The sequence below is a fragment of the Streptomyces sp. NPDC127108 genome (assembly GCF_042677545.1).
Classification (GTDB): Bacteria; Actinomycetota; Actinomycetes; order Streptomycetales; family Streptomycetaceae; genus Streptomyces.
The window spans coordinates 177167-200549 of sequence record NZ_JBHXTE010000003.1; the positions used below are offsets into that span (position 1 = coordinate 177167).

Consider the following 23383-nt stretch of genomic DNA (forward strand, 5'->3'; position numbering starts at 1 on the left):
GTGCTCCAAGGGTCGCCCTTTCGTCGCCGGGGCGGCGGGGCTGTGACCGGCGCGCCCGTATTCGCCACGTCCTCAGAACAGATCCTCTCTCAGGGACGCGGAGTGGCGGCGGAGGGGTTGCGCGGGGGCGGGGAGCCGACGGGGCGGGACGCGTCAGGGCGGGGCGCGTCGGGGTCGTCGCTTCCGCTGGTCGCGTCAGGGTCGTCGCATCCGCTGGTCGCGCCGGGGCCGCCGGAGGCACGGCTCGCGCTTGGGGCGCTGGAGCCACTGCTCGCGCCGGGGTCGCTGGAGCCACCACTCACACCAGAGCCGCCAGAGCCACCACTCATGCCGGGCCCACCGGAGCCACCGGAGCCACCACTCAAGGTGGGGCCGCCGGAGCTGGCGACGCTGTCGGAGGCATCAGCCCCACTGCTCGTGCCGGGCCCACTGGTCGCACCGATCCCATCGGTCCCGCCGGTCCTGCCGGTCCTGCTGTCCCCGTCAGTCCCGTCGACCCGGCCAGTCCCGTCGACCCGGCCAGTCCCGTCGACCCGGCCAGTCCTGCCGACCCGGCCAGTCCCGCTGATCCCATCGACCCCACCGACCCCACCGCCCCCATCAGAGCCACCGCCCCCAACAGCCACGTCGGACAAGCCCCCACCCGACGCCCCCTCCCCGCCACCATCGGCGCCGGACGCACCCCCACCGACCCACCCCACCCGCCCGCTCGCCCAAGCCCCCACCGCGACCGCGAGCCCCACCCCCACGATCACCCACGACGCCGTGCGCAGGGTGTCGGTGAGGGCGTCGTAGACGGCGCCCGCGGCGGCGCGGGAGACGTCGGGGGGCAGGTCGTCGAGGGTGAGGCCGCGGCCGACGGCGATGGCGGCGGCGAGGGTGGCGGCGCCGATGGCCGCGCCGAGGGCGGTGGCGGTGACGGCACGGCGGCGGCGTACCGCGAGGAGGATGCCGCCCACGGCGAGGAGCACGGCGGCGACGGGCAGCCAGAGACCGGCGACCTGGAGCATGCGGAAGCCCTTCCGGAAGTGGCTGAGGTCCTGCGCCTTCATGACGGTGACCTCGGTGTGCCGCACCGGGATGCGGCCCGCGAACGGCGTGCCCTCCTCGGTGAGTTGCCGTTTGACCTGCTCGGTGATGGGAGCGAGGTCGATGGTGACGGCGCCGTCGGAGTCGTGGGTGAGAGCGGACTGCACGGCGTCGTGGGCGGCGCGGTTGGCGGCGTTCCACGCGGCCTGGAAGGCAGCGGTCTCGGTGAAGGAGTGCACGGCCTCGCGGAGGAAGGACTCGACGGCGGACTGGAGCGGGCCCGCGTCGATCTCCTTCGCCACCGAGTCGGTCACCGCGGCGGTGACGGCGGCGCGGACGGCGGGGTCGGCGGCGAGGGGCGCCATCGTGGCGACGTACGCGTCGGCGTCCTCGATCTCGTACTTCGCCCAGGTCGAGACCGTGCCGAGGGGGACGAGCAGGCACGCGAGGACCAGGAGCACGGCGGACAGGGCGGCGCGAGGACGTCGGAGCACGTCCTCAAGGCAAGACCCCGGCCGCGTGCGGTGCGACCGGGGTCACTGCATATGGGGGCAGGATTCCCCGCCTTTGTGGGACGGCGTCGGCGCGCCGCCGAGGGGCAGGGCGGGGAGGCCGGGAGGGGGCGGGGAGAGGGGCAGGGCGGGGGCGGACGTTCGCCGCGTACGGCTACTTGCGGTTGTACAGCCGCATCGTCACCGGCCCGAACACCGCCACGAGCAGCCCCGACCAGCCGAGGCTCCACGCGATGTCGGCGCCCGGCCAGTCCCCCGCCATCAGGCCGCGGACGGCGGAGGCGACGTGCGTGACGGGGTTGTTGTTGACGAAGGCCTGGAGCCAGCCCGGCATGGTCTCGGGCTTCACGAAGATGTCGCTGAGGAACGTCAGCGGGAACAGCACCATCATGCTGACGCCCATCACGGACTTCTCGGTGCGAAGGAGCAGCCCGAACATCGTCCACACCCAGGAGAAGGCGAACGCGAAGACGAGCAGCAGGAGTACGCCGCCGAGGACGCCGAGCGCGCTGTCCGGGCGGAAGCCCATGATGATGCCGACGGTGAGCATCACGGCGGACGCCATCGCGTACCGCAGGGCGTCCCCGAGGAGGTAGCCGACGAGCGTCGAGGGCCGCCAGATGGGCAGCGAGCGGAAGCGGTCGAAGACGCCCTTCTCGATGTCGGTGTTGACCGAGACGCCCGTGTACATCGTGATCATGACGACGGACATCACCAGGATGCCGGGAAGCAGGTACTGGATGTACTCGCGCGGGGATCCGGCGAGGGCACCTCCGAAGAGGTACGTGTACATCAGCACCATCATGATCGGGAACGCCGTGACGTCGAACAGCTGCTCCGGCACGTGCTTGATCTTGAGGATGGCGCGCCAGCCGAAGGTCAGGGACGCCGAGAGGGCGCTGGGCCGCTTCGGGCGGTCCTTGGCGATGAGCAGTTCGGCCAGGGACTCCGTGCGGACCGGAGCGAGGTCCTGGGCCTCGGTGGTGGTCGCGGTGCTCATCGGGAGACCTCTGCTTCCTCTCGGTCCTGCGGGGTGTCGGCGCCGAGCGGGGACTGGGGTTCGCTGGGGTGGCCGGTCAGGGCGAGGAACACCTCGTCGAGGCTGGGCTGGCCCAGGGAGAAGTTGTCGACGGTGATGCCGCTGCGGGCCAGTTCGGCGAGGGCCCGGGAGGCCTGCTCGGCGGCGCCCCGGCCGTTCGACGAGCCCTCGCCGACGCGGGCGGTGAGCGCGACCGGGTCGGGTTCGAGCTGGATCCGGGCGTCGAGGGCGATGCGGAGGACCTCCTCGGCCTGCGGGCGCTGCTCGGCGTGGCGCAGGCGGACGTGCACCGAGCCCGCGCCGACGGACGCCTTCAGCTCGCCCTTGGTGCCCTCGGCGATGACCTTGCCCTTGTCGATGACGGCGATGCGGGCCGCGAGCTGGTCGGCCTCGTCCAGGTACTGCGTGGTCAGGAGCACGGTGGTGCCGTGGCCGACGACCGCGCGGACGATGTCCCAGACCTGGTTGCGGCTGCGCGGGTCGAGGCCCGTCGTCGGCTCGTCGAGGAACAGCAGGTCGGGGGTGTTGAGGATGGACGCGGCGATGTCGATGCGCCGCCGCATGCCGCCCGAGTAGTTCTTGACCTGCCGGGACGCGGCGTCGCCGAGGCCGAAGGCGTCGAGGAGCTGCTCCGCGCGGCTGTACGCGGCCTTCTTGCCGTGGCCGGTCAGGCGGGCCAGGAGCACCAGGTTCTCGGTGCCGGTGAGGTCCTCGTCGACCGAGGCGTACTGCCCGGTGAGGCTGACCAGGCCGCGGACGGTGTCGGCCTCGCGGACCACGTCGTGGCCGAATACGTGCGCCTCGCCGCCGTCCGGGCGCAGCAGCGTGGCCAGCATCTTCACGGTCGTGGTCTTGCCCGCGCCGTTCGGCCCGAGGACCCCGTAGACCGTTCCGGCCGGTACGGCGAGGTCGACGCCGTCGACCGCGCGGTTGTCGCCGAAGGTCTTCACCAGGCCGACGGTCTCGATGGCCAGGCCACCGGGCCCGGGGCCTCGGTGCGGCTGCTTGCTGCTCATGTCCCTGCGCCCTCCGCTTGCGGATCGTCGGCCGCTCGTCGGGTGCTCGGCAGCGGCTCGTCATGAGGGGAGACCGGACCCGTGGCGGAAACTCATCGCCGAACGGGTAGCCGATTCCCAGCGTGGCACGGGCTCCGGTGGAACGCTGCGTCGAACGGGTGTTTCCTTGATGGGACGCCGCAAGGCGTGAGCAGTACGCCGCAAGGCGTGAGCAGAGAGGAGCCGTCATGGCTCACACCGCACACGGCGCGCCCGGCACCCCCACCCTCCCCGGCATCCGCGCGCTCTCCGGCACCTGGGCGGGCCCCGCCCTCCTCGCCGTCGTCTACGGCCTCTGGGCCGCCGCGAACAACCGCGGCGGCGGACCGATCACCGGCGGGAACGTCCTCTTCGGCGTGGTCTCCGGCATCGCCTTCGGCGCGCTGTACGTGGCCGTGCGCCGCGTCGCCCCCGCCCTGCCGCGCGAGCTGCGCGCCGCGGCCTGGGCGACCTTCGCGGGCGTGTCCTTCGGCTTCCTGTACAGCCTCACCGACGCGAGTGTGCTGCGGTCGGTGGGGATGGCGGGGGCGGTGGCCGCGAGCGTGTTCGCGGTGACGTTCTACCGCTTCTACACGCGGGAGTGACCGTACGGTCTCCACGCGGAAGTGACCGTACGGTCCCGCGTCCGGGCACGACGAAAGCGGCCGGGGCGGACCCGCCGCCCCGGCCGCGCGCGCCGCGGTGCTCAGGCGCTCAGGTGCTCAGGTGCTCAGAGCGAGCCGAGGTCGACGGCCCGCGCCATGGCCGCGTACCCGGCGTCGTTCGGGTGCAGGTGGTCGCCGCTGTCGTACGCGGGCCGGATCCGCTCCGGGTCCTTCGGGTCGGCGAGGGCCTTGTCGAAGTCGACGTAGCCGTCGTACTCACCGGACGTGCGCACCCACTCGTTGAACTTGTCGCTGACCGCGGCGGCGCGCTCGCCGTAGTGGTCGGAGCCGCCGAGCGGGAGCAGCGTCGCGCCGACGGCCTTCAGGCCCTTGTCGTGGGCGGCGCGGATCAACTTGCGGTGCCCGGCGATGAGTTCGTCGGCGCTGACGATCGGCGCGGGCTTGTAGGTGGGCTTGTCGGTCTCGCTGAAGCCGATGTCGTTGACGCCTTCGAGGATCACGACGGTGCCGACGCCGGGCAGGTCGAGGGCGTCCCGGCCGATGCGGCCCGTGCCCTTGGCGCCGTACCAGGCCGAGTCGTTGAGGACCATGTTGCCGCCGATGCCCGAGTTGACGACGGGCCGGGGCTTGCCGGACTTGGCGAGGCGCTCGGCGAGCGCGTCGGACCAGCGGCGGTTGAGGTCGGTGGAGGAGGCGAAGCCGTCGGTGATGGAGTCGCCGAAGAGGACGACGCCGTCCCGCGCGGTGGCCCGCCCGCCCGCCTTCCTGCTGTCGGTCACGTCCACGCCGGACAGGTAGTACCAGGACTCGGTCGACTCCTTGAAGGCACCGGCGCCGGTGTCGCGGGTGTGGTCGCCGTCGGCCCGGTAGCTGGTCGCGAAGGCCTGCGAGTGGAAGGTGGCGGGCCCGGTGGTGCCGGCCAGGTGCAGGGTGACCGTGACGGACTCGAAGCGGTCCAGGTCGAGCCCGGCGGCGTCGCTGGAGAGCTGACCGCCCGCGGGGACGGTCACCGACTTCTTCCCGCCGAAGGTGAGCGTGCGCACCGAGCCGCGCTCGACGCCCGCGCCCTTGCCGCCCTCGGTGCGGGCGACGGTGGCGCTCGCGACGCGCAGCGCCGAGGCGCCGTACGCGTTGGAGAGGCGCACGCGGGCTCTGTCGCCGCCCTCGGTCACGCGGACGACCTGCCGCACGGTGTGGTTGTCGAAGCCCGCCTCGGACCAGTTGGCCTTGAACCCGGTGCTCGGCCGCTGCGGCGACGCGGCCCAGGCGGCGGACCAGGCGACCCCCTTCCCGGCTGCGTGGCGGCCTTGTCCCGCGCCGCCGTCGGAGGCCTGGGCGACGGAGACGGCGGTACCGGCGGTGACGGCGAGAGCGACAGCGACGGCGACGGTGCGGGTACGCGAGAACATCATGAACTCCTGTGGGTAGGTGCCGGTTTCGGCGGGCTGCCGCTCCGACTCCTCCAAGATCCGCCGATCACACGGGACCATCAACGGCGATCCGTGAAACGATCTCGACGCTGAGGCTTATCGATGCAGGTCAGGCAGTACGGGAAGGATGCCGGGCCCTGCCGGTGTTGCTGTTCGCAGGGCTTACGCAAGGGGGAGCGCGCCGTGGAACGACAGGAACTGCAGACCTTTCTGACCCTCGCCGAGGAGTTGCACTTCGGCCGCACCGCCGAGCGCCTGCTGCTCTCGCAGGCGCGGGTCAGCCAGACCGTGAAGAAGCTGGAGCGCAAGATCGGCGCCCCGCTCTTCGAACGCACCAGCCGCGTGGTGCGGATGTCCCCGCTGGGGAGGCAGTTGTACGACGACCTCGCGCCGCTGCACCACCGGATGGAGGAGGCCGTGGCCCGGGCCAAGGACCAGGCGCGGGGCATCGACGGGGAGTTGGGCGTCGGCTTCCTCGGCTCCGGGGCCGGGTCGCTCACACAGCCGATCCTGAAGCTGTTCCGGGAGCGGTGCCCCGGGTGCGAGGTGCGGATGCGCGAGACGCAGTTCCAGGATCCGCTGGGCGCGCTCCGCGCGGGCGACATCGACATGCTGTTCACATGCCTGCCGGTGGCGGAGCCCGACCTGACGGTGGGCCCCGTCGTCATCACCGAACACCGCGCCCTCGCCGTGCCCGTCGGCCACCGCTTCGCCGGCCGGACCTCGCTGTCCTTCGAGGACCTCGCGGGCGAGACGTTCTTCCGGGTGGCGGGCGGCGCGCCCGCGTACTGGTGGGACTTCCACGTGCCGCCGCGCACGCCGAGCGGCCGTGAGATCCGGCGCGGGCAGGCGGTGGCGACGTTCCAGGAGCTGATGACGCTCGTCGCCACGGGGCAGGGGGTGTCCCCGGTCATCGCCTCCGTGGAGACGTACTACTCGCGTCCCGACGTGGTGTTCGTGCCCGTGCACGACCTGCCCACGGCGGACGTGGCACTGGTGTGGCGGACCGGCAGCACGGGGTCTCGCGGGGACGCGTTCATTCGGACGGTGAGGGACGTTCTGGCCGCCAACGGCGGGCCCGCCGCTTTTTGAGGGACCGGGTCAGAACAGGTCCGCCAGGCGTTTCGCCACCGTCCACGCCTCCGCCGTCGAGCACACCGCCAGGTCCGTGTCCTGGAGGCTGGCGTCCGTCGCCAGGGCCTCGCTGGCGTAGAAGTTGACGCGGTCGCAGAAGACCTCGCGGATGTCGGCGCCGGTGGCCGGGGCCAGGGTGACGGCGGCCGTGGCGGGGTGGACGTCGCGTACGCCGGACGGGGTGACGGTGGCGTGGACGGGCTCGCCGGTGGTGGCGCAGCGGGACGTGATCCGGGAGACCGACTCGTCGAGGACGACGGGGAACATCAGGGCGTCCAGGGCGCACCAGCCGCGTACGGTGCGGCCGCGCAGCTCCATGGAGTGCGGGCGGTCGGCGTTCAGGGAGACGCCCGCGCCGATGATGTTGCCGTCGGGGTCGGTCTCCAGGCGGAAGTCCATGGCCTCGAAGCGGGGCAGGACCTCGTGCGGCGGCCAGCCGAGCATGCGCCCGGCCCGCTCGTGGGTGAGCGGGCCGAGTTCGAGCAGACCGTCGACGATCTTCGCGCCCGCGGCGCGGAGTCGCGCGCCCTGCGGCGAGGTCCACTTGGCGACGAGCTGGTCGCCGAGTGCGGCGGCGGGCGGGTTCACAGGCCGGGGGCCGCGCCGGGACGGTCCGCGCCGCCGCTGCCGGGGCCGCCCTTGCCGGACGCGTCCGCCCCGGACCGGTCCGCCCCGGACCTCGTCGCGCCGGGCCCGTCCGCGCACAGCGCCCAGATCACGAACATGCCGAGCGCGATCGAGACGAGCGCCCACAGCGGTGTGTACGGCAGCCACAGGAACTGGGCGACGATGCTCACCGCCGCCAGTCCCACGCCCATCCCGCGGGCCCACTCCATGCCCTTGAGCACGCCCCAGCCGGTGACGGCGACGACCACTCCGAGCACCAGGTGGATCCAGCCCCAGGTGGTGAGATTGAACTTGTAGACGTAGTCGCCGAGGCGGGCGTACACGTCGTCCTTCGCGATGCCCGTGATGCCCGCGAGGACGCTGAGCACGCCGTTGACGAGCATCAGGACACCGGCGAACAGGGTGGGGCCGGAGGCCGGTGCGGGGGTGCCGCGCTGTGCAGAGTCCATGGTCCGAGCCTCTGGCGCGCCCGGGCGGAGGGCCACGCGGGACGGGCCATTCGGGGCGACGGCTCCGCTGGGACCACGGCCCCACCCGGGCGTGGCCCCGCCCGGGGGGACTACTTCCTGCGCTGGGCCTCCAGACCGTCCAGGATGCATTCCAGTCCCTGGTCGAAGTTGCTGCGCCGGGTCTCGGCCACGCCGCCCGAGGTCTGCTCGGCGTGCAGCCGCCGCATGCGCGGGTAGGGCGCCATGGCCTGCTCGGCGATCGACGCCATCCCCTCGAGCCACTCGTCCTCGCCCTGGCCGCTGCGGGCGAGCGCCGTCATCCAGGCGGCCTCGGTGGCGGCGATGCCGAGGACGTACGACCAGATGGTCTTGAGCGCCATCTCGCCCTGGTCCAGGTCGAAGCCGCCGGACTCGAAGAGTTCGAGCATGTCCTCGGTGAGCCGCATCATGTTCGGCCCCAGGTACGACATGCCCATCTCGCCGAGCACGGAGGCGATCCAGGGGTGCCCGAGGATCGCGGAGCGCACGTTGTTGCCGCACTCCAGGGCGGCGGCGCGCCACTCGGCGCGGGAGGCGGCCTTCGGCACCTCGATCTCGCCGTAGACCCGGTCCACGACCAGCTCGATCAGCTCGTCCTTGTTGGACACGTGCGTGTAGAGCGAGGTGGCCCCGGCGTTCAGGCGGGTGCCGAGCTTGCGCATGCTCAGCGCCTCGATGCCGTCGGAGTCGAGCAGGGCGATGGCCTCGGCGACGATCTGGTCCCGGCTGAGCGCGGGCTGCTCGCGGCGTGAGCGCTGTGGACGGGTCCACACGGATCCGGTCGACGGGTCGGACGACGGCTTGGTCGGCTGCGCGGCGCGTGGCATGCGGCCACCCCTTTTCTGCTCGGCGAGTGCGTCTCGTCCCCTCCACCCTAGCGCAGCGGGCGCACGCCGTTCGGGCCTTGCGAACACTGTGCGGCGTACGTACAGTGTGCGGAGCGAGCGAACGGCGTACGGAACCGTTCGCGAAGCACCACACATCACGCACCACGCACCACGCACGCATCACTCGCGCATCACTCATTGGGGAGGTCCGGAGATGGACGGGTCGGAAACGAAGGCAGCCATCGCGAAGGCGGTGGCACGGGATCCGAAGCGCTGGCTGATCCTGGTCGTGCTCTGCCTGAGCACGCTGGTCCTGGTGGTCGACAACATGGTCCTGACCGTGTCGGTCCCGCCGATCGCGGAGGACCTGGACGCGAGCGCCTCCGACCTCCAGTGGATCCTCGACTCGTACATGCTCGTGTTCGCGGGTCTCCTGCTGACCTCCGGATCGCTCTCGGACCGGTTCGGCCGCCGCAAGGTGATGATCATCGGCCTGGTGCTCTTCGGCGCGGCCTCGCTGCTCGCCACGGTCGCCGAGTCACCCGAGCAACTGATCGCCGGACGCGTCCTCATGGGCGTCGGCGGCGCGCTGATCATGCCGAGCACCCTGTCGATCCTCATCACCGTCTTCGACGAGGACGAGCGGCCCAAGGCCATCGCGGCCTGGAGCGCCGTGGCGATGGTCGGACTCGTCGGCGGCCCCGTCCTCGGCGGCGCGCTGATCGGTCACTTCTGGTGGGGCGCCGTCTTCCTGATCAACGTCCCGATCGCCGTGCTCGCCATCGTCGCCGCGATCGTCCTGATGCCCGAGTCCAAGGGCCCCTGGCGCAAGGCCGACCCGGTCGGCATGATCCTGTCGGTCGTCGGCATGGTGGCCCTCGTCTGGACCATCACCGAGTGGCCGAAGGAGGGTCTCGGCGACCCCAAGGTGTACGTCGCCGCGATCGTGACCGTGCTCAGCCTGGTCGGCTTCGGCTTCTGGGAGACCCGCGTGGCCGAGCCGATGGTGCCGCTGTCCCTCTTCCGCAACCGCGTCTTCACCGGTGCCAGCTTCTCCATCGTGCTCCTGACCTTCGCCAACGGCGGCCTGATGCTGGTCCTCAGCCAGTACCTCCAGTTCGTCCTGGAGTACTCGCCCACCGACACCGGCTGGGCCTTCGCGCCGCTCGCCGTCGCCTCCCTCGTCTTCAACACCCTCGGCGCCACCCTCGGCCAGAAGGTCGGCAACCGCGTCATGGTGGCCCTCGGCCTGACGATCACCGCCGCCGGCTTCTTCACCCTCACCACGCTCCAGCCCGGTGACGGCTTCGGCATGGTCACCGTCGCCATGATCCTGATGGGCATGGGCGGCGGCCTCGCGATGCCGGCCGCGCAGGCCGCCCTCATGGGTGCCGTCCCCGCCGAGCACGCCGGGGTCGGCTCGGCCCTCAACGACACCGTCCAGCAGGCCGGCGCGGCGCTCGGTGTCGCCGTCCTCGGCTCCATCCTGTCCCACACGTACGGCAACGAGATGCCCTCCGACGCCCCCGGCAAGGCCGACGAGTCCATCGTCGAAGCCTTCGCGGAGGCCGCGCGCACCGGCAACACCGCGCTCATCCACACCGCCCGTGACGCCTTCACCGAGGCGATGTCCGCGAGCTTCGTGGTCGGTGCCGTCGGTGTCCTCGTCGCCGCGGCCCTCTCCCTCCTCCTGATGAAGGACCGCACCCCCACGGACGCGGTGGTGGTCCCGGAGGCCGGTACGGAGTCGGCGGGTGCTGGTGCGCCCGCCGAGGCGGGTGCTGCCGCGCCTGCCTCCGACGAGGCCGCTGCCACGGCCCCGAAGCCCGGCCCCTGAGACCCACGGCCCCGGGCCCCGGCCCGAGCCCGCCGCGACGCCGGCCGCCCCGCGCTCTCCCCAGCGCCCCGGGCGGCCGCCGTCGTCCCAGCCCCGATCGGGCACCCACCCGCCCGAGCCGCACCCCTGCCGCCCAACAAACCGGCGCCCTCAGCCCGAACCGAGCACCCCCGATCGCGCTCCGCGCTCGTCCTCAAACTCCCCCAAGCTCTTAAGGAGCAGGGGGGACCCCCACGACGGGCTTTCTCCCACCCACCCGCCCGAACTCACACCATCTGCCCAACAGCCCGGCACATCTCAGCCCGTCCGGCGATTGAGGACGAGGCGCGGAGCGCCGATTCGGCGGTGCCCCCGTCCCACGGCAGCGGGACACCCACCCCCTGGGGTCCAGGGGCGAAGCCCCGGGATCGGAGAAGGGGCGGGACTGGGGCGCCCCGCGAGGGTCACCACGTGGAGCGTGCGCTGACTCCGCCGTCGACCACCAGGTCGGTGCCCGTGATCCACCCCGCCGCGTCCGACGCGAGAAACACACACGCCGCCCCCACATCCTCAGGCCGCCCCAGGCGAACAAGCGGCGCGGCCCGCCCCCACCGCTCGACCCCGTCGGGCCACTCGGAGGCCAACGAGGGATGCCCGATCAGCCCGGGCGACACGGAGTTGACCCGCACCCCACGCCCCCCGTACTCCACGGCCGCCGCCCGGGCGAACATGATCAGCGCGGCCTTGGCGGCGCTGTAGTGCGCGTGCCCGACGGCAGGCTGATGCCCTTCGATGGACGCGATGTGGGTGACGCTGCCACCCCCGTCCTGCCCGGCCATGACCCCGACGGCGGCCTGCGTGCAGCAGAACGCGCTGGTGACGTTGGCGTCGTACATCCCCCGCCAGTCCCCGACGGCCATCCCCGCGAGCTCCTGCACGGGCTGCACCCCGGCGTTGTTGACGAGTGAGTCGAGGCGCCCCCGCCAGCCGTACGCCTCCTCGACCAGCCGCCGGCACTCCCGTTCCTCGCCCAGATCGGCGGCGACGACGAGGGCGTCACCGCCGGACTCCCCGATCTCGTCGGCGACTTGCCGCGCCCGTTCGACACCTTTGTTGCAGTGCACGACGACGGCGGCGCCCGCCCGCGCGAAGCTGCGCGCGATGCCGCCGCCGAGGAGTCCGCTGGCGCCGGTCACGAGCGCCACCCGTCCCGCCAGTGAGGGCAGCCCGGCATCAGACACGGCACAACCTCCGGATGAGTTCGGCTTGTTGGGGGTAGCGGTCGGCCAACGTGTCCGGGTCGCCGCCTTCGTAGTCCGTCTCCAGGAACCCGGGCGCCATGGTCGTCCCGAACAACGACCACTCGCCCCCGTCCCGCACCCGCGCCCCCATCCACGTGCCCGCGCGCACGACGAACTGGAACTCCTCGCCGTCCCCGTCGCCCAGTATCCGCAGTTCGTCGGTCCCGTCGGGGTGCAGGAGCAGGAGGTCGAGGGGGTCGCCCTGGTAGAAGTGCCAGACCTCGTCGGTGGGTAGGCGGTGCATCGCGGAGAAGTCACCCGTGGCGGACGTCAGGAGCATGATGATCGCCGTACCGGCGGGGTGGCCGGACGCGGTGTCCGGTGGTCCCGCCCACGTCTGGCGGAAACGTCCGCCTTCGAAGGGCAGCGGTTCGAGACCGTGCCGGGCGATCAACTCCTCGGGCGTCACAGGGGATCTCGCCATACCGTTCCCTCGCCTGCCTCTCCGTCGTCGCGCTCGACCGGCTGGTCCTGCCCGCGCGCTCCGCCAGCACGGTAACTCCCCACCGGCCCGGTGCGGGGCAGGTACGCCCGGAGGCGTCGGCGCGGCCTCTTCTAGCCGCCGCACCCCTCCTGCCGCCCGGGGGTCCCGCTCACATACTCCACCCGTACGGTCTCGCTCTCCCGCACGGTCCACAACGTTCCCTGCGAAGGACTCCAGTTCCGTCCCACGAGGAAGATGCGGTCCCCGGACACGTAGAACAGCCGGAGCCCGGAGTAGCGGTATCCGTAGGCGCTGCCCTTGGCGGTCACGCGCTGGTCGCAGACCCCGGCCTCCCGGATCATCAGGTCCTTCTTGCTGAAGACGACGACGCTGGGGAAGGCGGGGGTGTTCACGGCCCGCGCCGCCTTCTCCGCGCGGCCGCGGCCGACGACTCCCGCGTACGAGGAGACCGCCCAGAAGAGGGAGAGCACGCACAGGAGGAGGGTGAGGGCCCAGATCTGGAGCCGCTGCCTGCGGTGGGCGGGTCCGGGTCCGGGCCGGGTGAGTGCGTACGCCGTGGCCAGGAACCCGGGGATGGCGGCGAGGGGGAGCAGCAGCTCGAAGAGGGCAGGGTGCAGGGGGTAGCAGAGCGCGAGGACGACGGGGAGCAGCCATCCCCAGCCCATGCGCCGTACGACGGTCTCGGCCCGGCCGGGGGACTTCATGACCCAGTGCTGGAGCCCGATGGCGGCGAGGAGGGCGCCGATGAGCAGGAGCACGGGCAGATAGAGGGCCTGGACGCTGCGCAGCAGGTAATCGCTGGTGGAGAAGCGGAAGATGCTGTCGCGCAGGCCGAGGGCGCGGGTCTCCGCGTCGGTGCTGGCCCAGCCGAAGTAGAAGAGGACGGCGGCGAGCAGGGAGACCAGTGAGCCGATGGTGCCGAGGAGTTCCAGCCAGCCGGGGGACGGTGGGCTGTCCGGGCCGGGGTCCCGGGCGGGTTCGGGGGTGGGATCGGGGACTGGTTCCGGCTCCGGCGCCGGACTTGGGCCCGGCGCGGGAACGGGCGTGGGGTCGGGATCAGGTGTGGGGTCGGGATCAGGTGTGGGGGAGCCGCGGCCACGGAGGCGGGCCCTCAGCGATCTGAACCAGGAGTGGTCGTCCGGCGCGGCCATGGTCGTCAGCCCGTGATGTCGAGTTCACCCGCGTCCAGTTCGACGGCCCCGGCTTTCAGGACGATCCGCCTCGCCCCCGTGGGCACGTCCGGAGGAACCTCGAAGGTCACCCGGGCCAGGTAGCAGCAGGGGGTGTCGGTGGTGTACTCGTTGTGGACCTTGCGGGCTTCGACGCCGCCCACATACACCCGGACTTCGCTGGGCCAGGTCCCCTTCACCCACACGATGGCACCGTGCGCCGCCTGTCTGGTGGACACGTCGGTGATGTCCGAGGGGCAGGCCTGGGTTCCTCCGGCCGCGGGGCGAACGCGAATCCTTCCCTTCGGATGCGCGGACCGGAATTCGGTGAGCTCCTTCAGCGTGCGGCGGGCGGCCATGTACTTGCAGTCTCCCGAGGGTTGGTTCCTGACTTCGGCGTACGCGGCGATCGCCTTCTGCCACTCGCCTTCCCACCCGCCGACGGCGAAGCAAGCGGCGATCATTCCTTCCAGGACTTTCCACCCGGCCGGGTTCTCCTGCCAGTTCCTGGGTCCCGCGCGGTCGTACCAAAGCTTCGCCTGGGTGCAGTTCTTGGCCTGCACCAGGTCATAGACGTGGTTGGTGTTGATCCCGTCCATTTCCGGGGACAGGGGGCCGGGCGGAGTCCACGAGAACTCCTTCTCCGGCTCGGGCTTCGGCCGGGGCCTGGGCGACTTGCCGCCCCCCGAGCCCTCGTTCTCCCCGGGCTTCCAGGTGGACCCCCCGTTGTCGCCCCCGTCCCAGGTGGACCCACCGGACCCGCCCGAGCCACCGGACCCGCCCGAGCCGCCGGACTTCCCCGAGCCGTCGGACTTCCCGCGCCCCGACGAGCCGCCGGAAGGCCCGCCGGAAGAGCCGCCGTCGCCGCCCCCGTTCGACCCCCCGGACGAATTCCCCGACCCGTCCGAAGATCCCCCCGAAGCCTCTTCCGAGGACCCTCCCGAAGAGCCGCTCGAAGAGTCATTCTGGGACCCGTCAGGGGAACGGCTTTGCGAATCCCCTGATCCGCATCCGGATAACACGAGGGCCCCGGTCACCCCGAGTGCGACGAGAGTGGACAACGGGGTCCACCGGTAGGAATCGGCCTGCCGTGACCGTACGTTGGGAATTTCCCGCACCTGGTGCCCCCCGCCCCGTGGCACATCACGCCCCGCTGACGGACGAAATGCTATCGGCGGGGCGAGATCCATAAGGGAAGACGGGAAGAGAAGGCAGGGAGAACGGGAGGAAGGCAGCGCGGACCGCACGGACAGGGCGCGCGGACCGCACGGACAGGGCGCGCGGACCGCACGGACAGGGCGCGCGGACCGCACGGGCGGGGCGCGCGGCACCGTTGCCCGACCCGGCCCCCTCGCGTCACGATGCCCGCATGCGCTTCTCGATCAACATTCCGAACTTCGGTGACTTCGCGGACGCCAGGACCGTCGCCCGGGTGGCGGTCGCCGCCGAACAGGCGGGCTGGGACGGGTTGTTCGTGTGGGATCACGTCGTGCACGACAAGGAGGTGCAGCGCGGGAAGCCGTTCGGGGATCCCTGGATGCTCCTGACGGCGGCCGCGCTCGCGACGGAGCGGATCCGGCTGGGGACGCTGGTCACGCCGGTGGCCCGGCGGCGGCCGCAGCAACTGGCGCGGCAGGTCGCCACGTTGGACGTGCTCAGCGGTGGCCGGGTGACGTTCGCGGCGGGGCTCGGCGGTCCCGTGAAGGACGAGTACGCGAGCTTCGGCGAGCCCACCGATCCGAAGGTGCTCGCCGAGCTGCTCGACGAGGGGCTCGGCCTGCTCGACCGGTACTGGTCGGGGGAGCCGGTCACGCACGAGGGCAAGCACTTCCGCGTCGACGACGTGCAGCTGCTGCCCGCGTCCGCGCAGCGGCCCCGTCCGCCCGTGTGGATCGCGGGCTTCTGGCCGAACCGGCCGCCGATGCGGCGCGCGGCGCGCTGGGACGGCGCGGTCCCGCTGTTCGAGTCGGCCCGGCACGGGGAGATCCCGCCGCTGGAGGAGGTGCGGGAGCTGGTGGCGTACGTGAAGGGGCGGCGGGATGACGCGGCGGCGCCGTACGAGTTCGTCCTCGGCGGCGCCACGCCCGGCGACTCCGCCCGGGCCCGCGACCTGCTCGGCCCGCTCCGCGACGCGGGCGCCACCTGGTGGGACGAACGCCAGCTCCAGACCGGTCCCGGCATCGACAGCCTCGACGCGGTGCTGCGCCGGATCGAGCAGGGGCCGCCGGAGTTGTAGCCCCCGCCGGGCCGTCGGGGGGGGGGCGGTGCCGCTATGCCACCCGGCCTCCCTCCGGCGGCTGCAGGAGCCCCATGAACATCAGCAGCAGCTCGTCCACGATCGTGTCCAGGCTCGCGTCGACGTACCCCGCCGTCCAGTCGTACAGCAGGCCGTTGACCGCGGCGACGAACCCCTGCGCCGCGATCCGGTAGTCCCGCGCCCCTATCTCGCCGTGCGCCGCGGCCTGGTCGAGGGCGGCGACCAGGAGGTCCACCCAGCCCTTGCGGGCTTCGAGGCGCTGCTTCTCCAGCTCGGGGCTGACGCCCGTGACCTCGACGAAGGCGATCCGCACGAGATGCGGATTGGCCGTGAGCACCCGTGCGTACGCGCGGAACGCGGTGTCGGCGCGCTCGCGGACGCTGCCCTCCGTCGCCGTGGCGAGGGCCTCCACGATCGCGGCCTGCGCCGCCTTCTGCACGTGCCCGTGGAGCACGGCGAGCACCTCTTCGAGGTTGCGGAACTCCTCGTAGAACTGCCGCGTCGACAGGTCGGCCCGCGCGCACAGCGTCGCCACCGACGCGGAGCGGTACGCGCCGGGGCCCGCGCCGAAGAGCTCGACGGCCGCCTCAAGGAGCCGCCGTCGGCGCTCGGCCCGGCGCTGTTCGGCGGACTTGCCCCCGTACGCACGGGAAGCCCGCCGCGCGTCCCGTGCCTCGTCGGACAACACTGATTCCGCTCCCCTCGCCCTTTCTGCACCTCTGCGGCAACTCCCAGTCCCTCCACGGGAATTGTCGCTCACACGGATCTCCCGTGCCGGGTTCCCGCGGGCCCCGCGCTCACACCGCGAGCGCGTCCGAGACGACCGCGTCCAGGTCGTTCTCGTACCCCACGCGGAACGCGGCCCCGTACGCCTCGTCGCCGATGAGGCCGCGGGCCCCGGCCTCGCAGGCCCGGCGCGCGGCGGCGAACTCCTGGGAGCCGACGCGCGCGCTGCCGATGGCCTGCCAGAGCTGGTCGGCGCTGCCGAGCAGACGGGCGGCCTGCTCGGCGTCCCGGGAGGCGACGGACGCCGAGGCCAGCAGGTCGAGGGAGAGCGCGATGCCGAGGCTGTCGTGGAAGCGGAGCTTGCCCCGCACCGCTGCGCGGGCGTGCGTGACGGCCTCGGCGGGTCGGCCCCGGGAGAGCTCGGCGAGGGCACGTGTGTAGTCGCCGTAGGCGTGCAGCCACAGCTCGCCGACGCGGGTGCACTCGGCGCACAGCTCCGCCGAGACGGCCGCGGCCTCGTCGAACTGGCCGAGGAAGACGTGCGAGAAGGCGCGGGCGGTGCGGATCAGGCCCCATGCCGAGTCGTAGCGGCCGGGTGCGGGCTTCGAGCGCGACACCGAGTCGAACGTCTCGATCGCCTGCGCGTGCCGCCCGCTGGTGCTGAGGGCCCCGCCGGTCAGGTAGGCGGAGGCCTGCCGTGCGGTCAGGTCGTCGTCGCCGTCCGTGGCGTCCCGCAGCGCCAGGGCCGTGCGGAGGACCGCCTCCGAGTCCCCCTGGCCCAGGGAGACCAGACCGCTGGCCCACAGCGCCTTGCCCCGGACGTGGCCGGGCGTGTGTCGCAGCGCCAGGGCCCGGTCCAGGTAGTGCCGCCCTTCGGTGGCGAAGCCGCAGGCGAACCAGACGAACCACAGGGCTCCGCTCAGCTCCTGGGCGCGGTGCCCGTCGCCTTCGGCGAGGCAGAAGTCCAGCGCGGCGCGGAAGTTGGCGTGCTCGGCGTTCGTACGGTGGTACCAGGCGACCTGGTCGGGGCCCGACCAGGCGGCGTCGGCGGTGTGGGCGAGCGCCAGGTAGTGGTCGACGTGGCGGCGCCGCACCTCCTGCTCCTCGCCGAGTCCGCGCAGCCAGAACAGGCCGAACTCGCGGATGGTGTCCAGCATCCGGTAGCGCGACACGGACCCGGCGGGGACCCACTCCACGATCGAGCTCTGCACGAGCGACGCGAGCAGGTCCGACACGTCCCGGTCGGGCAGCCGCTCGTCCGCGCACACCCGGCGTGCCGCCTCCTCGTCGAAGGTCCCGGCGAACACGGACAGGCGGGCCCAGGCGAGGCGCTGGGCCGGGGTGCACAGCTGGTGGCTCCAGCCGATGGCGGTGCGCAGCGCCTGGTGCCAGGGCGGGTCGGCCTCGTAGACGGGCTGCCTGGTCTCGCCGAGGACCTCGAAGCGGTCGTCGAGGCGCCGGTTGAGCTCGGCCGGGGGCATCTCCCGCAGTCGGGCTGCGGCCAGCTCGATGGCGAGCGGCAGGCCTTCGAGCCGTCGGCACAGGGCTGCCGCCGCGCTGTCTTCGTCGGAGTCGGCAGGGTCGGCGGGGTCGCCGGGGTCGCCAGGGTTGTCGGAGTCGTCGGGGCTGCCGAGAGCGCCGGGGCTGCTGGTGCCGCTGGGGCCACCAACGCTGCCGGTGCCGCCCGGGCCACCAACGCCGCCAGGACCACCCACGCCGCCGGTGCCGCCGGGACCACCAACGCCCCCGCTGCCGCCAGGACCACCACTGCCACGGAGCCCGCCGTGCCCCCCAGGAGCCGCCTCCCCGACGCGCAGGGCCAGCAACGCCCTCGCGTCCGCCTCCCGCAGCGGCGCGAGCGGCACGACGTCCTCGACGGACAGGCCGAGCGGACGGCGGCTGGTGGCGAGCACGCGCAGCCCGGGGGCGGCCATCAGCAGGGCCGACACCGCGTCGGCGCACTCGTGGACCACGTGCTCGCAGGTGTCGAGGACGAGCAGCAGCTCCCGGTCCGCCACGTACTCGGCGATCACCTCCAGCATCGGCCGCCCGCTCTGGTCGACCAGGGGCAGCGCCTCGGCGATCGCGTACGTCAGCAGCGCGCCGTCCTCCAACGGGGACAGCTCCGCCCACCAGACGCCGTCCGGGAAGTTCGGGCGCAGGTCGGCGGCGGCCTGCCGGGCGAGGCGGGTCTTGCCGACGCCGCCGACCCCGCTCACCGTGACGAGGCGGCTGCGTGCCAATCGGCCGTGCAACTCGGCCAGTTCGTCCTGCCGGCCGACAAGTCCCGTACCGCTCCCGGCCGGCGGGCTGCCCGCCTTCGGTTCCCGCAACTCCGTCACTTTCGCCCCCTGCGTCGTGTCCTGGGCGGTCCCGCCCCCATGCTGCCGTCACCGGACGGCCGACGCGCAGGCTGTGGCGAATTGGCCACGGACCGTCATCGAAGCTGGCACAGTACCCCGCACACAGGGGCCGTGCGCGGGGAAACCGGACTTCGCCGAACGACCAGGGGGTCGCAGTGGAAACACGGCGCAAATGGCTGGCCGTGGCAGTGGGCGCGCAGGCCGTCGCGGCCTCGGTCGCGCTGGCCGCGCACGTTCCCTCGTACGGGCTGCCGCTGGTCGGGCCGCTCCTTGCCGCCCACCGCCTGTCGGCGCGTGTCACCGCCGCCCTGGGGGTCGTCGCCGTCGCCGTGACGCTCCTTGCCGCGTCGTCGGCCGTCCGGCCGAGCGCGCTGGCCGGCGCGCTGAACGTCGCCGCGGTCTCGCTGTGGGCGGTGCTCACGGCGCATTCCCGCGTACGCGCCGAGCGCGCGTTGGCCGACGTGACCCAACTCGCCGTGACCGCCCAGGAGGCCCTGGCCCGCCCCCTGCCCGACCGCGTCGGCCACGTCGACCTCGCCGTGCACACCCGTTCCTTCGACCCGCACGCCCTGTTCGGCGGCGACGTGCACGACGCCGTGCTCACCTCCGCGGGGCCCCGGCTGCTGCTCGCCGACGTCAAGGGGCACGGGACGCAGGCGATGCGGGTGGCCGCCGCCGCGCTCGCCGCCTTCCGGCGCGCCGCCGCCACCGAGCCCGACCCGGTCCGGCTCGTCCACGCCCTCGACGACCGGCTGCGCCCCGAACTCGGCCCCGAGGACTTCGTCACGCTGCTCCTCGTCGACTTCCACCCCGGCGAGGTCCGCATCGTCAACTGCGGCCATCCGGCCCCGCTGCGCACCGGCCGCCGCCTCAGCCTGCTCGTCCCTTCACGTCCCTCGCCCCCGCTCGGCCTCGGCCCCGCCCCGCACGCGCAGCGCGTCCACCTGTCGGCGGGCCAGCGCCTGCTCCTGTACACCGACGGCCTCACCGACGCCCGCGACGGCGACCGCGTCCCCTTCCGGCTCGACGCGCCCCAGGTCCACGCCGCCCTTGCCGAGCCCGCCCTGCCCGACGCGCTGACGTCCCTGACGGACCTGGTCCGACGGCACACCGGCGGCGCCCCGCTCGCGGACGACCTCACCGTGGTGCTCGCCCAGCCCACCCGTACGCCCACGGCGCCCGCGCCGGAGCAGGACCCGGGCTCGTGGCCGCGCCCGGCCCGGCCCTCGGCGTAACCGCGCCACTCGCCTCTCCCGTTCGGGCCGTGTCGCCCGAGGTCACCCCCGTCGTCGCCAACTCCCGTGGCGTCGCGAATTCTCGTACGCACGAGTCTTGCGCGGTTGTTTCCGCGGCCCTACTTTCGAGTAACCAAATCTGAAGTGCTGTCGTTTCAGATTTCTGGACGGAGGTCTGTCATGCCTATGACAAGGCTTGCGGTCAGGCCTGCGTCCAGTCATCACATTCGTGCATCCGAAGGGACCGGAACCATGAACCGAGCCTCCGCACCGGCCCGTTGGGCCGCGGCTTGCGCCCTGGCCGCCTCGGCGCTCACCGCCGCTGCCGTCCCGGCACAGGCCGACGAACAGCCGCGCAAGCAGTACCCCGTAGGCGGTGTCGCCGAGGGCGTGAGCAACTTCTTACTCAGCCCGAACGCGGTGAGCGGCGTGAACGACTGGAACTGCAAGCCCGACGCCAAGCACCCCAACCCGGTCGTGCTCGTGCACGGCACCGGCGTGAACCTCGGCGCGAACTGGGTCAAGATGGGCCCGACGCTCGCCAACGAGGGCCACTGCGTCTACGCCTTCAACTACGGCATGAGCAGCCCGTTCAACTTCGGCGGGCGCGTCGGCGGCCTCACCGACATCGCCAAGTCCGCCGAGACGATGTCCGCGTTCGTGGACAAGGTGCTCGCCGCCACCGGCGCCAAGAAGGTCGACGTCCTCGGGCACTCCCAGGGCGGCATGATGCCGAACTACTACATGAAGCGGCTCGGCGGCGCCCAGAAGGTCGACCGGCTCGTCGCGCTGGCCCCCACCAACCACGGCACCACCCTCAGCGGCCTGGTGAACCTGGGCAAGGCCCTCGGTGTGCTCGGCATCGTCAACGGCGCCTTCGACCACCTGAACCTGCAGGGCCTCAAGGACCAGCAGGAGGGCTCCGACTTCCAGAAGGCGCTCTGGGCCGACGGCGACACCGTCCCCGGCGTGCGCTACACGGTCATCGCCACGAAGTACGACCTGATCGCGAGCCCGTACAGCAACGGCTTCCTGAAGGGCGACAACGTCCGCAACATCGTCGTGCAGGACCAGTGCCCGAAGAACCCCGTCGGTCACGTCGGCCTGTTCACGGACGGCCCGACGACCCAGAACGTCGTCAACGCCCTCGGCGCCGACAAGCCGGACTTCAAGCCCAAGTGCGAGGACTACGGGCTGCCGCTCTGACAGTGCCGTAGCCCGGCCGGGCCGGGGGTGGGCTAGCCCCACCCCCGGCTCAGTTCGAGGACCGCCCCCATGAACAGCGCCGCCCCCACCACGCACCACGCGAACGTCCGCCGCTGGAGCACCCGGTAGGCCTCCTCGTACTCGGTGCGCAGTTCGCGCGAGCGGGCCGCGGTGCGGTCCCAGGCGCGCCGGACGAGCACCATGTGTTCCTCGGTGTACTGCCGCTCCACCTCCTCGCGCTGGCCTTCCGTGAGCCAGGGGAGCCGGCCGCAGAACCGCTCGGCCGCCGCCCGGCTCTCCGCCCGGGCGGCCTCGACGAGCAGCAGCCCCTCCAGGTCCCGCACCAGCGCCCGCGCGTCGGCTCCGCGCTCGTCCATCGCGGTCACCGCGCGGTCACCTCCGCCGGTGCGGGCGCCGCCGTCGCGAGCCCGGCGTCGGCCGCCGCGATCTCCGGGTGGTGCAGGTCGAACGCGGGCGACTCGCTGCGGATGCGGGGCAGGGACGTGAAGTTGTGGCGGGGCGGCGGGCAGGAGGTGGCCCACTCCAGGGAGCGGCCGTAGCCCCAGGGGTCGTCGGAGGTGACCTGCTCGCCGTACTTCGCGGTCTTCCAGATGTTGTAGAAGAACGGAAGCAGTGACATGCCGAGCAGGAACGAGAAGATCGTCGAGAGCGTGTTCAGGCCGGTGAAGCCCTCCACCGCCAGATAGTCCGGGATACGGCGCTGCATGCCCGCCGTACCGAGCCAGTGCTGGACGAGGAACGTCCCGTGGAAGCCGACGAAGAGCGTCCAGAAGGTGATCTTGCCGAGGCGTTCGTCCAGCATCTTGCCGGTGAACTTGGGCCACCAGAAGTGGAATCCGGCGAACATCGCGAACACCACGGTGCCGAAGATGACGTAGTGGAAGTGCGCGACGACGAAGTACGAGTCCGACACGTGGAAGTCCATCACCGGTGACGCCAGGATGACGCCCGTCAGACCGCCGAAGACGAACGTGATGAGGAAGCCGACCGCCCAGAGCATCGGCGTCTCGAAGGACAGGGACCCCTTCCACATCGTGCCGAGCCAGTTGAAGAACTTCACGCCCGTCGGGACGGCGATCAGGAACGTCATGAAGGAGAAGAAGGGCAGGAGCACACCGCCCGTGACGTACATGTGGTGCGCCCACACCGTCACCGACAGGCCCGCGATGGCGATCGTCGCGCCCACCAGGCCCATGTAGCCGAACATCGGCTTGCGCGAGAAGACCGGGACGACCTCGGAGATGATGCCGAAGAACGGCAGGGCGATGATGTAGACCTCGGGGTGGCCGAAGAACCAGAACAGGTGCTGCCACAGCAGCGCCCCGCCGTTCGCCGCGTCGAAGATGTGCGCCCCGAACTTCCGGTCGAGCTCCAGGGCGAAGAGCGCGGCCGCGAGCACCGGGAACGCGAGCAGCGCGAGCACGGCCGTGAGCAGCACGTTCCAGGTGAAGATCGGCATCCGGAACATCGTCATGCCGGGGGCGCGCATGCAGATGATGGTGGTGATGAAGTTGACCGAGCCGAGGATCGTGCCGAAGCCGGAGAACGCGAGCCCCATGATCCACATGTCGCTGCCGATGCCCGGCGAGTTCACGGCGCCCGACAGCGGGACGTACGCGGTCCAGCCGAAGTCCGCCGCACCCTGCGGGGTGAGGAAGCCGCCGACGGCGATCAGCGAGCCGAACAGGTAGAGCCAGTAGGCGAACATGTTCAGGCGCGGGAAGGCGACGTCGGGCGCGCCGATCTGGAGCGGCATGATCCAGTTCGCGAAGCCCGCGAACAGCGGCGTCGCGAACATCAGCAGCATGATCGTGCCGTGCATCGTGAACGCCTGGTTGAACTGCTCGTTCGACATGATCTGCGTGCCGGGGCGGGCCAGCTCGGCGCGCATGAACAGCGCGAGCACCCCGCCGATGCAGAAGAACGCGAACGACGTCGCCAGATACAGCGTGCCGATCGTCTTGTGGTCCGTGGTCGTCAGCCACTTCACGGTTGACCTCATGCCCCGTAGGTGTCCGGAAGGCCGGGCGGCATCACCGTGACCCCCTGCCGCGAGAATCACAGCGGCCGGGTGTGAGGATCGGACACATGCCGGACA

General features: G+C 72.2%; 21 protein-coding genes. 6 read left to right on the forward strand and 15 right to left on the reverse strand.

Annotated features, from left to right (window positions below; translation table 11 throughout):
* Nucleotides 1-89: 89 nt before the first annotated feature.
* The 3 genes from ACFVHO_RS03880 to ACFVHO_RS03890 form a co-directional block, all read right to left on the reverse strand.
* The gene (locus tag ACFVHO_RS03880) at nucleotides 90-1523 is read right to left on the reverse strand and encodes a hypothetical protein (protein WP_385709738.1); all 1434 of its coding nucleotides are present in this window, start codon (nucleotides 1521-1523) and stop codon (nucleotides 90-92) included.
* Between the two features lie 172 nt (nucleotides 1524-1695).
* A complete protein-coding gene (locus ACFVHO_RS03885; protein WP_385709741.1) occupies nucleotides 1696-2541 on the reverse strand; it encodes an ABC transporter permease in 846 nt (281 codons plus the stop codon).
* Nucleotides 2538-3596, reverse strand: a complete 1059-nt coding sequence (locus ACFVHO_RS03890; RefSeq protein ID WP_385709744.1) for an ATP-binding cassette domain-containing protein — start codon at nucleotides 3594-3596, stop codon at nucleotides 2538-2540. The genes ACFVHO_RS03885 and ACFVHO_RS03890 overlap by 4 nt, the downstream gene beginning before the upstream one ends.
* Nucleotides 3597-3823: 227 nt before the next feature.
* On the opposite strand from ACFVHO_RS03890, the gene ACFVHO_RS03895 reads away from it, so the two are divergent.
* On the forward strand, nucleotides 3824-4219 hold the full coding sequence (locus ACFVHO_RS03895) for a hypothetical protein (RefSeq protein ID WP_385709747.1): 396 nt from the start codon (nucleotides 3824-3826) through the stop codon (nucleotides 4217-4219).
* 125 nt (nucleotides 4220-4344) lie between these two features.
* On the opposite strand, the gene ACFVHO_RS03900 is transcribed toward ACFVHO_RS03895, so the two are convergent.
* Nucleotides 4345-5649, reverse strand: a complete 1305-nt coding sequence (locus ACFVHO_RS03900; protein WP_385709750.1) for an SGNH/GDSL hydrolase family protein — start codon at nucleotides 5647-5649, stop codon at nucleotides 4345-4347.
* A 204-nt stretch (nucleotides 5650-5853) separates the two neighbouring features.
* On the opposite strand from ACFVHO_RS03900, the gene ACFVHO_RS03905 reads away from it, so the two are divergent.
* Nucleotides 5854-6762, forward strand: a complete 909-nt coding sequence (locus tag ACFVHO_RS03905; RefSeq protein WP_385709753.1) for a LysR family transcriptional regulator — start codon at nucleotides 5854-5856, stop codon at nucleotides 6760-6762.
* Nucleotides 6763-6771: 9 nt separating this feature from the next.
* On the opposite strand, the gene merB is transcribed toward ACFVHO_RS03905, so the two are convergent.
* The 3 genes from merB to ACFVHO_RS03920 form a co-directional block, all read right to left on the reverse strand.
* Entirely contained in the window at nucleotides 6772-7392 is a 621-nt protein-coding gene (merB, locus tag ACFVHO_RS03910; protein WP_385709756.1) for an organomercurial lyase, read from the reverse strand.
* A complete protein-coding gene (locus ACFVHO_RS03915; protein ID WP_385709757.1) occupies nucleotides 7389-7880 on the reverse strand; it encodes a hypothetical protein in 492 nt (163 codons plus the stop codon). The genes merB and ACFVHO_RS03915 overlap by 4 nt, the downstream gene beginning before the upstream one ends.
* Before the next feature lie 110 nt (nucleotides 7881-7990).
* On the reverse strand, nucleotides 7991-8746 hold the full coding sequence (locus tag ACFVHO_RS03920) for a TetR/AcrR family transcriptional regulator (RefSeq protein WP_385709760.1): 756 nt from the start codon (nucleotides 8744-8746) through the stop codon (nucleotides 7991-7993).
* Between the two features lie 214 nt (nucleotides 8747-8960).
* Here ACFVHO_RS03920 and ACFVHO_RS03925 point away from each other — a divergent pair, with 214 nt between their 5' ends.
* Nucleotides 8961-10583, forward strand: a complete 1623-nt coding sequence (locus tag ACFVHO_RS03925) for an MFS transporter (protein ID WP_385709763.1) — start codon at nucleotides 8961-8963, stop codon at nucleotides 10581-10583.
* Between the two features lie 443 nt (nucleotides 10584-11026).
* Here ACFVHO_RS03925 and ACFVHO_RS03930 read toward each other — a convergent pair whose 3' ends face one another.
* From ACFVHO_RS03930 to ACFVHO_RS03945, 4 genes are all read right to left on the reverse strand, one after another.
* A complete protein-coding gene (locus ACFVHO_RS03930; RefSeq protein ID WP_385709766.1) occupies nucleotides 11027-11803 on the reverse strand; it encodes an SDR family NAD(P)-dependent oxidoreductase in 777 nt (258 codons plus the stop codon).
* Nucleotides 11796-12287: a cupin domain-containing protein gene (locus tag ACFVHO_RS03935; protein ID WP_385709769.1), complete on the reverse strand. Its 492-nt coding sequence runs from the start codon at nucleotides 12285-12287 to the stop codon at nucleotides 11796-11798. Before ACFVHO_RS03935 ends, ACFVHO_RS03930 begins: the two co-directional genes overlap by 8 nt.
* Before the next feature lie 131 nt (nucleotides 12288-12418).
* Nucleotides 12419-13459 (reverse strand): hypothetical protein, encoded by a 1041-nt coding sequence (locus tag ACFVHO_RS03940; RefSeq protein ID WP_385709772.1) that lies wholly within the window; start codon nucleotides 13457-13459, stop codon nucleotides 12419-12421.
* A gap of 5 nt (nucleotides 13460-13464) precedes the next feature.
* Nucleotides 13465-14076, reverse strand: coding sequence for a hypothetical protein (locus ACFVHO_RS03945; RefSeq protein ID WP_385709775.1), 612 nt, complete (start codon nucleotides 14074-14076; stop codon nucleotides 13465-13467).
* 770 nt (nucleotides 14077-14846) lie between these two features.
* Here ACFVHO_RS03945 and ACFVHO_RS03950 point away from each other — a divergent pair.
* Nucleotides 14847-15713, forward strand: a complete 867-nt coding sequence (locus tag ACFVHO_RS03950) for an LLM class flavin-dependent oxidoreductase (RefSeq protein ID WP_385709778.1) — start codon at nucleotides 14847-14849, stop codon at nucleotides 15711-15713.
* A 34-nt stretch (nucleotides 15714-15747) separates the two neighbouring features.
* On the opposite strand, the gene ACFVHO_RS03955 is transcribed toward ACFVHO_RS03950, so the two are convergent.
* Nucleotides 15748-16422, reverse strand: a complete 675-nt coding sequence (locus ACFVHO_RS03955) for a TetR/AcrR family transcriptional regulator (protein WP_385709780.1) — start codon at nucleotides 16420-16422, stop codon at nucleotides 15748-15750.
* 109 nt (nucleotides 16423-16531) lie between these two features.
* Nucleotides 16532-18793: an ATP-binding protein gene (locus ACFVHO_RS03960; protein WP_385709783.1), complete on the reverse strand. Its 2262-nt coding sequence runs from the start codon at nucleotides 18791-18793 to the stop codon at nucleotides 16532-16534.
* A 185-nt stretch (nucleotides 18794-18978) separates the two neighbouring features.
* Between ACFVHO_RS03960 and ACFVHO_RS03965 the strand changes: the two genes are divergently transcribed.
* Complete coding sequence (locus tag ACFVHO_RS03965) at nucleotides 18979-20058, forward strand: PP2C family protein-serine/threonine phosphatase (protein ID WP_385709785.1); 1080 nt, start codon at nucleotides 18979-18981, stop codon at nucleotides 20056-20058.
* Nucleotides 20059-20310: 252 nt separating this feature from the next.
* Nucleotides 20311-21264, forward strand: coding sequence for an esterase/lipase family protein (locus tag ACFVHO_RS03970; protein WP_385709788.1), 954 nt, complete (start codon nucleotides 20311-20313; stop codon nucleotides 21262-21264).
* A 32-nt stretch (nucleotides 21265-21296) separates the two neighbouring features.
* Here ACFVHO_RS03970 and ACFVHO_RS03975 read toward each other — a convergent pair whose 3' ends face one another.
* Nucleotides 21297-21641 (reverse strand): hypothetical protein, encoded by a 345-nt coding sequence (locus tag ACFVHO_RS03975; RefSeq protein ID WP_385710088.1) that lies wholly within the window; start codon nucleotides 21639-21641, stop codon nucleotides 21297-21299.
* Between the two features lie 5 nt (nucleotides 21642-21646).
* On the reverse strand, nucleotides 21647-23287 hold the full coding sequence (gene ctaD / locus ACFVHO_RS03980) for a cytochrome c oxidase subunit I (protein ID WP_385709791.1): 1641 nt from the start codon (nucleotides 23285-23287) through the stop codon (nucleotides 21647-21649).
* Nucleotides 23288-23383: the final 96 nt, after the last annotated feature.

Coding starts and splice junctions, on each gene's coding strand:
- ACFVHO_RS03920 (WP_385709760.1), bottom strand. CDS start 8,746: ATGCCACGCGCCGCGCAGCCGACCAAGCCGTCGTCCGACCCGTCGACC.
- ACFVHO_RS03940 (WP_385709772.1), bottom strand. CDS start 13,459: ATGGCCGCGCCGGACGACCACTCCTGGTTCAGATCGCTGAGGGCCCGC.
- ACFVHO_RS03970 (WP_385709788.1), top strand. CDS start 20,311: ATGAACCGAGCCTCCGCACCGGCCCGTTGGGCCGCGGCTTGCGCCCTG.
- ACFVHO_RS03950 (WP_385709778.1), top strand. CDS start 14,847: ATGCGCTTCTCGATCAACATTCCGAACTTCGGTGACTTCGCGGACGCC.
- ACFVHO_RS03890 (WP_385709744.1), bottom strand. CDS start 3,596: ATGAGCAGCAAGCAGCCGCACCGAGGCCCCGGGCCCGGTGGCCTGGCC.
- ACFVHO_RS03975 (WP_385710088.1), bottom strand. CDS start 21,641: ATGGACGAGCGCGGAGCCGACGCGCGGGCGCTGGTGCGGGACCTGGAG.
- ACFVHO_RS03895 (WP_385709747.1), top strand. CDS start 3,824: ATGGCTCACACCGCACACGGCGCGCCCGGCACCCCCACCCTCCCCGGC.
- ACFVHO_RS03885 (WP_385709741.1), bottom strand. CDS start 2,541: ATGAGCACCGCGACCACCACCGAGGCCCAGGACCTCGCTCCGGTCCGC.
- ctaD (WP_385709791.1), bottom strand. CDS start 23,287: ATGAGGTCAACCGTGAAGTGGCTGACGACCACGGACCACAAGACGATC.
- ACFVHO_RS03935 (WP_385709769.1), bottom strand. CDS start 12,287: ATGGCGAGATCCCCTGTGACGCCCGAGGAGTTGATCGCCCGGCACGGT.
- ACFVHO_RS03945 (WP_385709775.1), bottom strand. CDS start 14,076: ATGGACGGGATCAACACCAACCACGTCTATGACCTGGTGCAGGCCAAG.
- ACFVHO_RS03900 (WP_385709750.1), bottom strand. CDS start 5,649: ATGTTCTCGCGTACCCGCACCGTCGCCGTCGCTGTCGCTCTCGCCGTC.
- ACFVHO_RS03915 (WP_385709757.1), bottom strand. CDS start 7,880: ATGGACTCTGCACAGCGCGGCACCCCCGCACCGGCCTCCGGCCCCACC.
- ACFVHO_RS03925 (WP_385709763.1), top strand. CDS start 8,961: ATGGACGGGTCGGAAACGAAGGCAGCCATCGCGAAGGCGGTGGCACGG.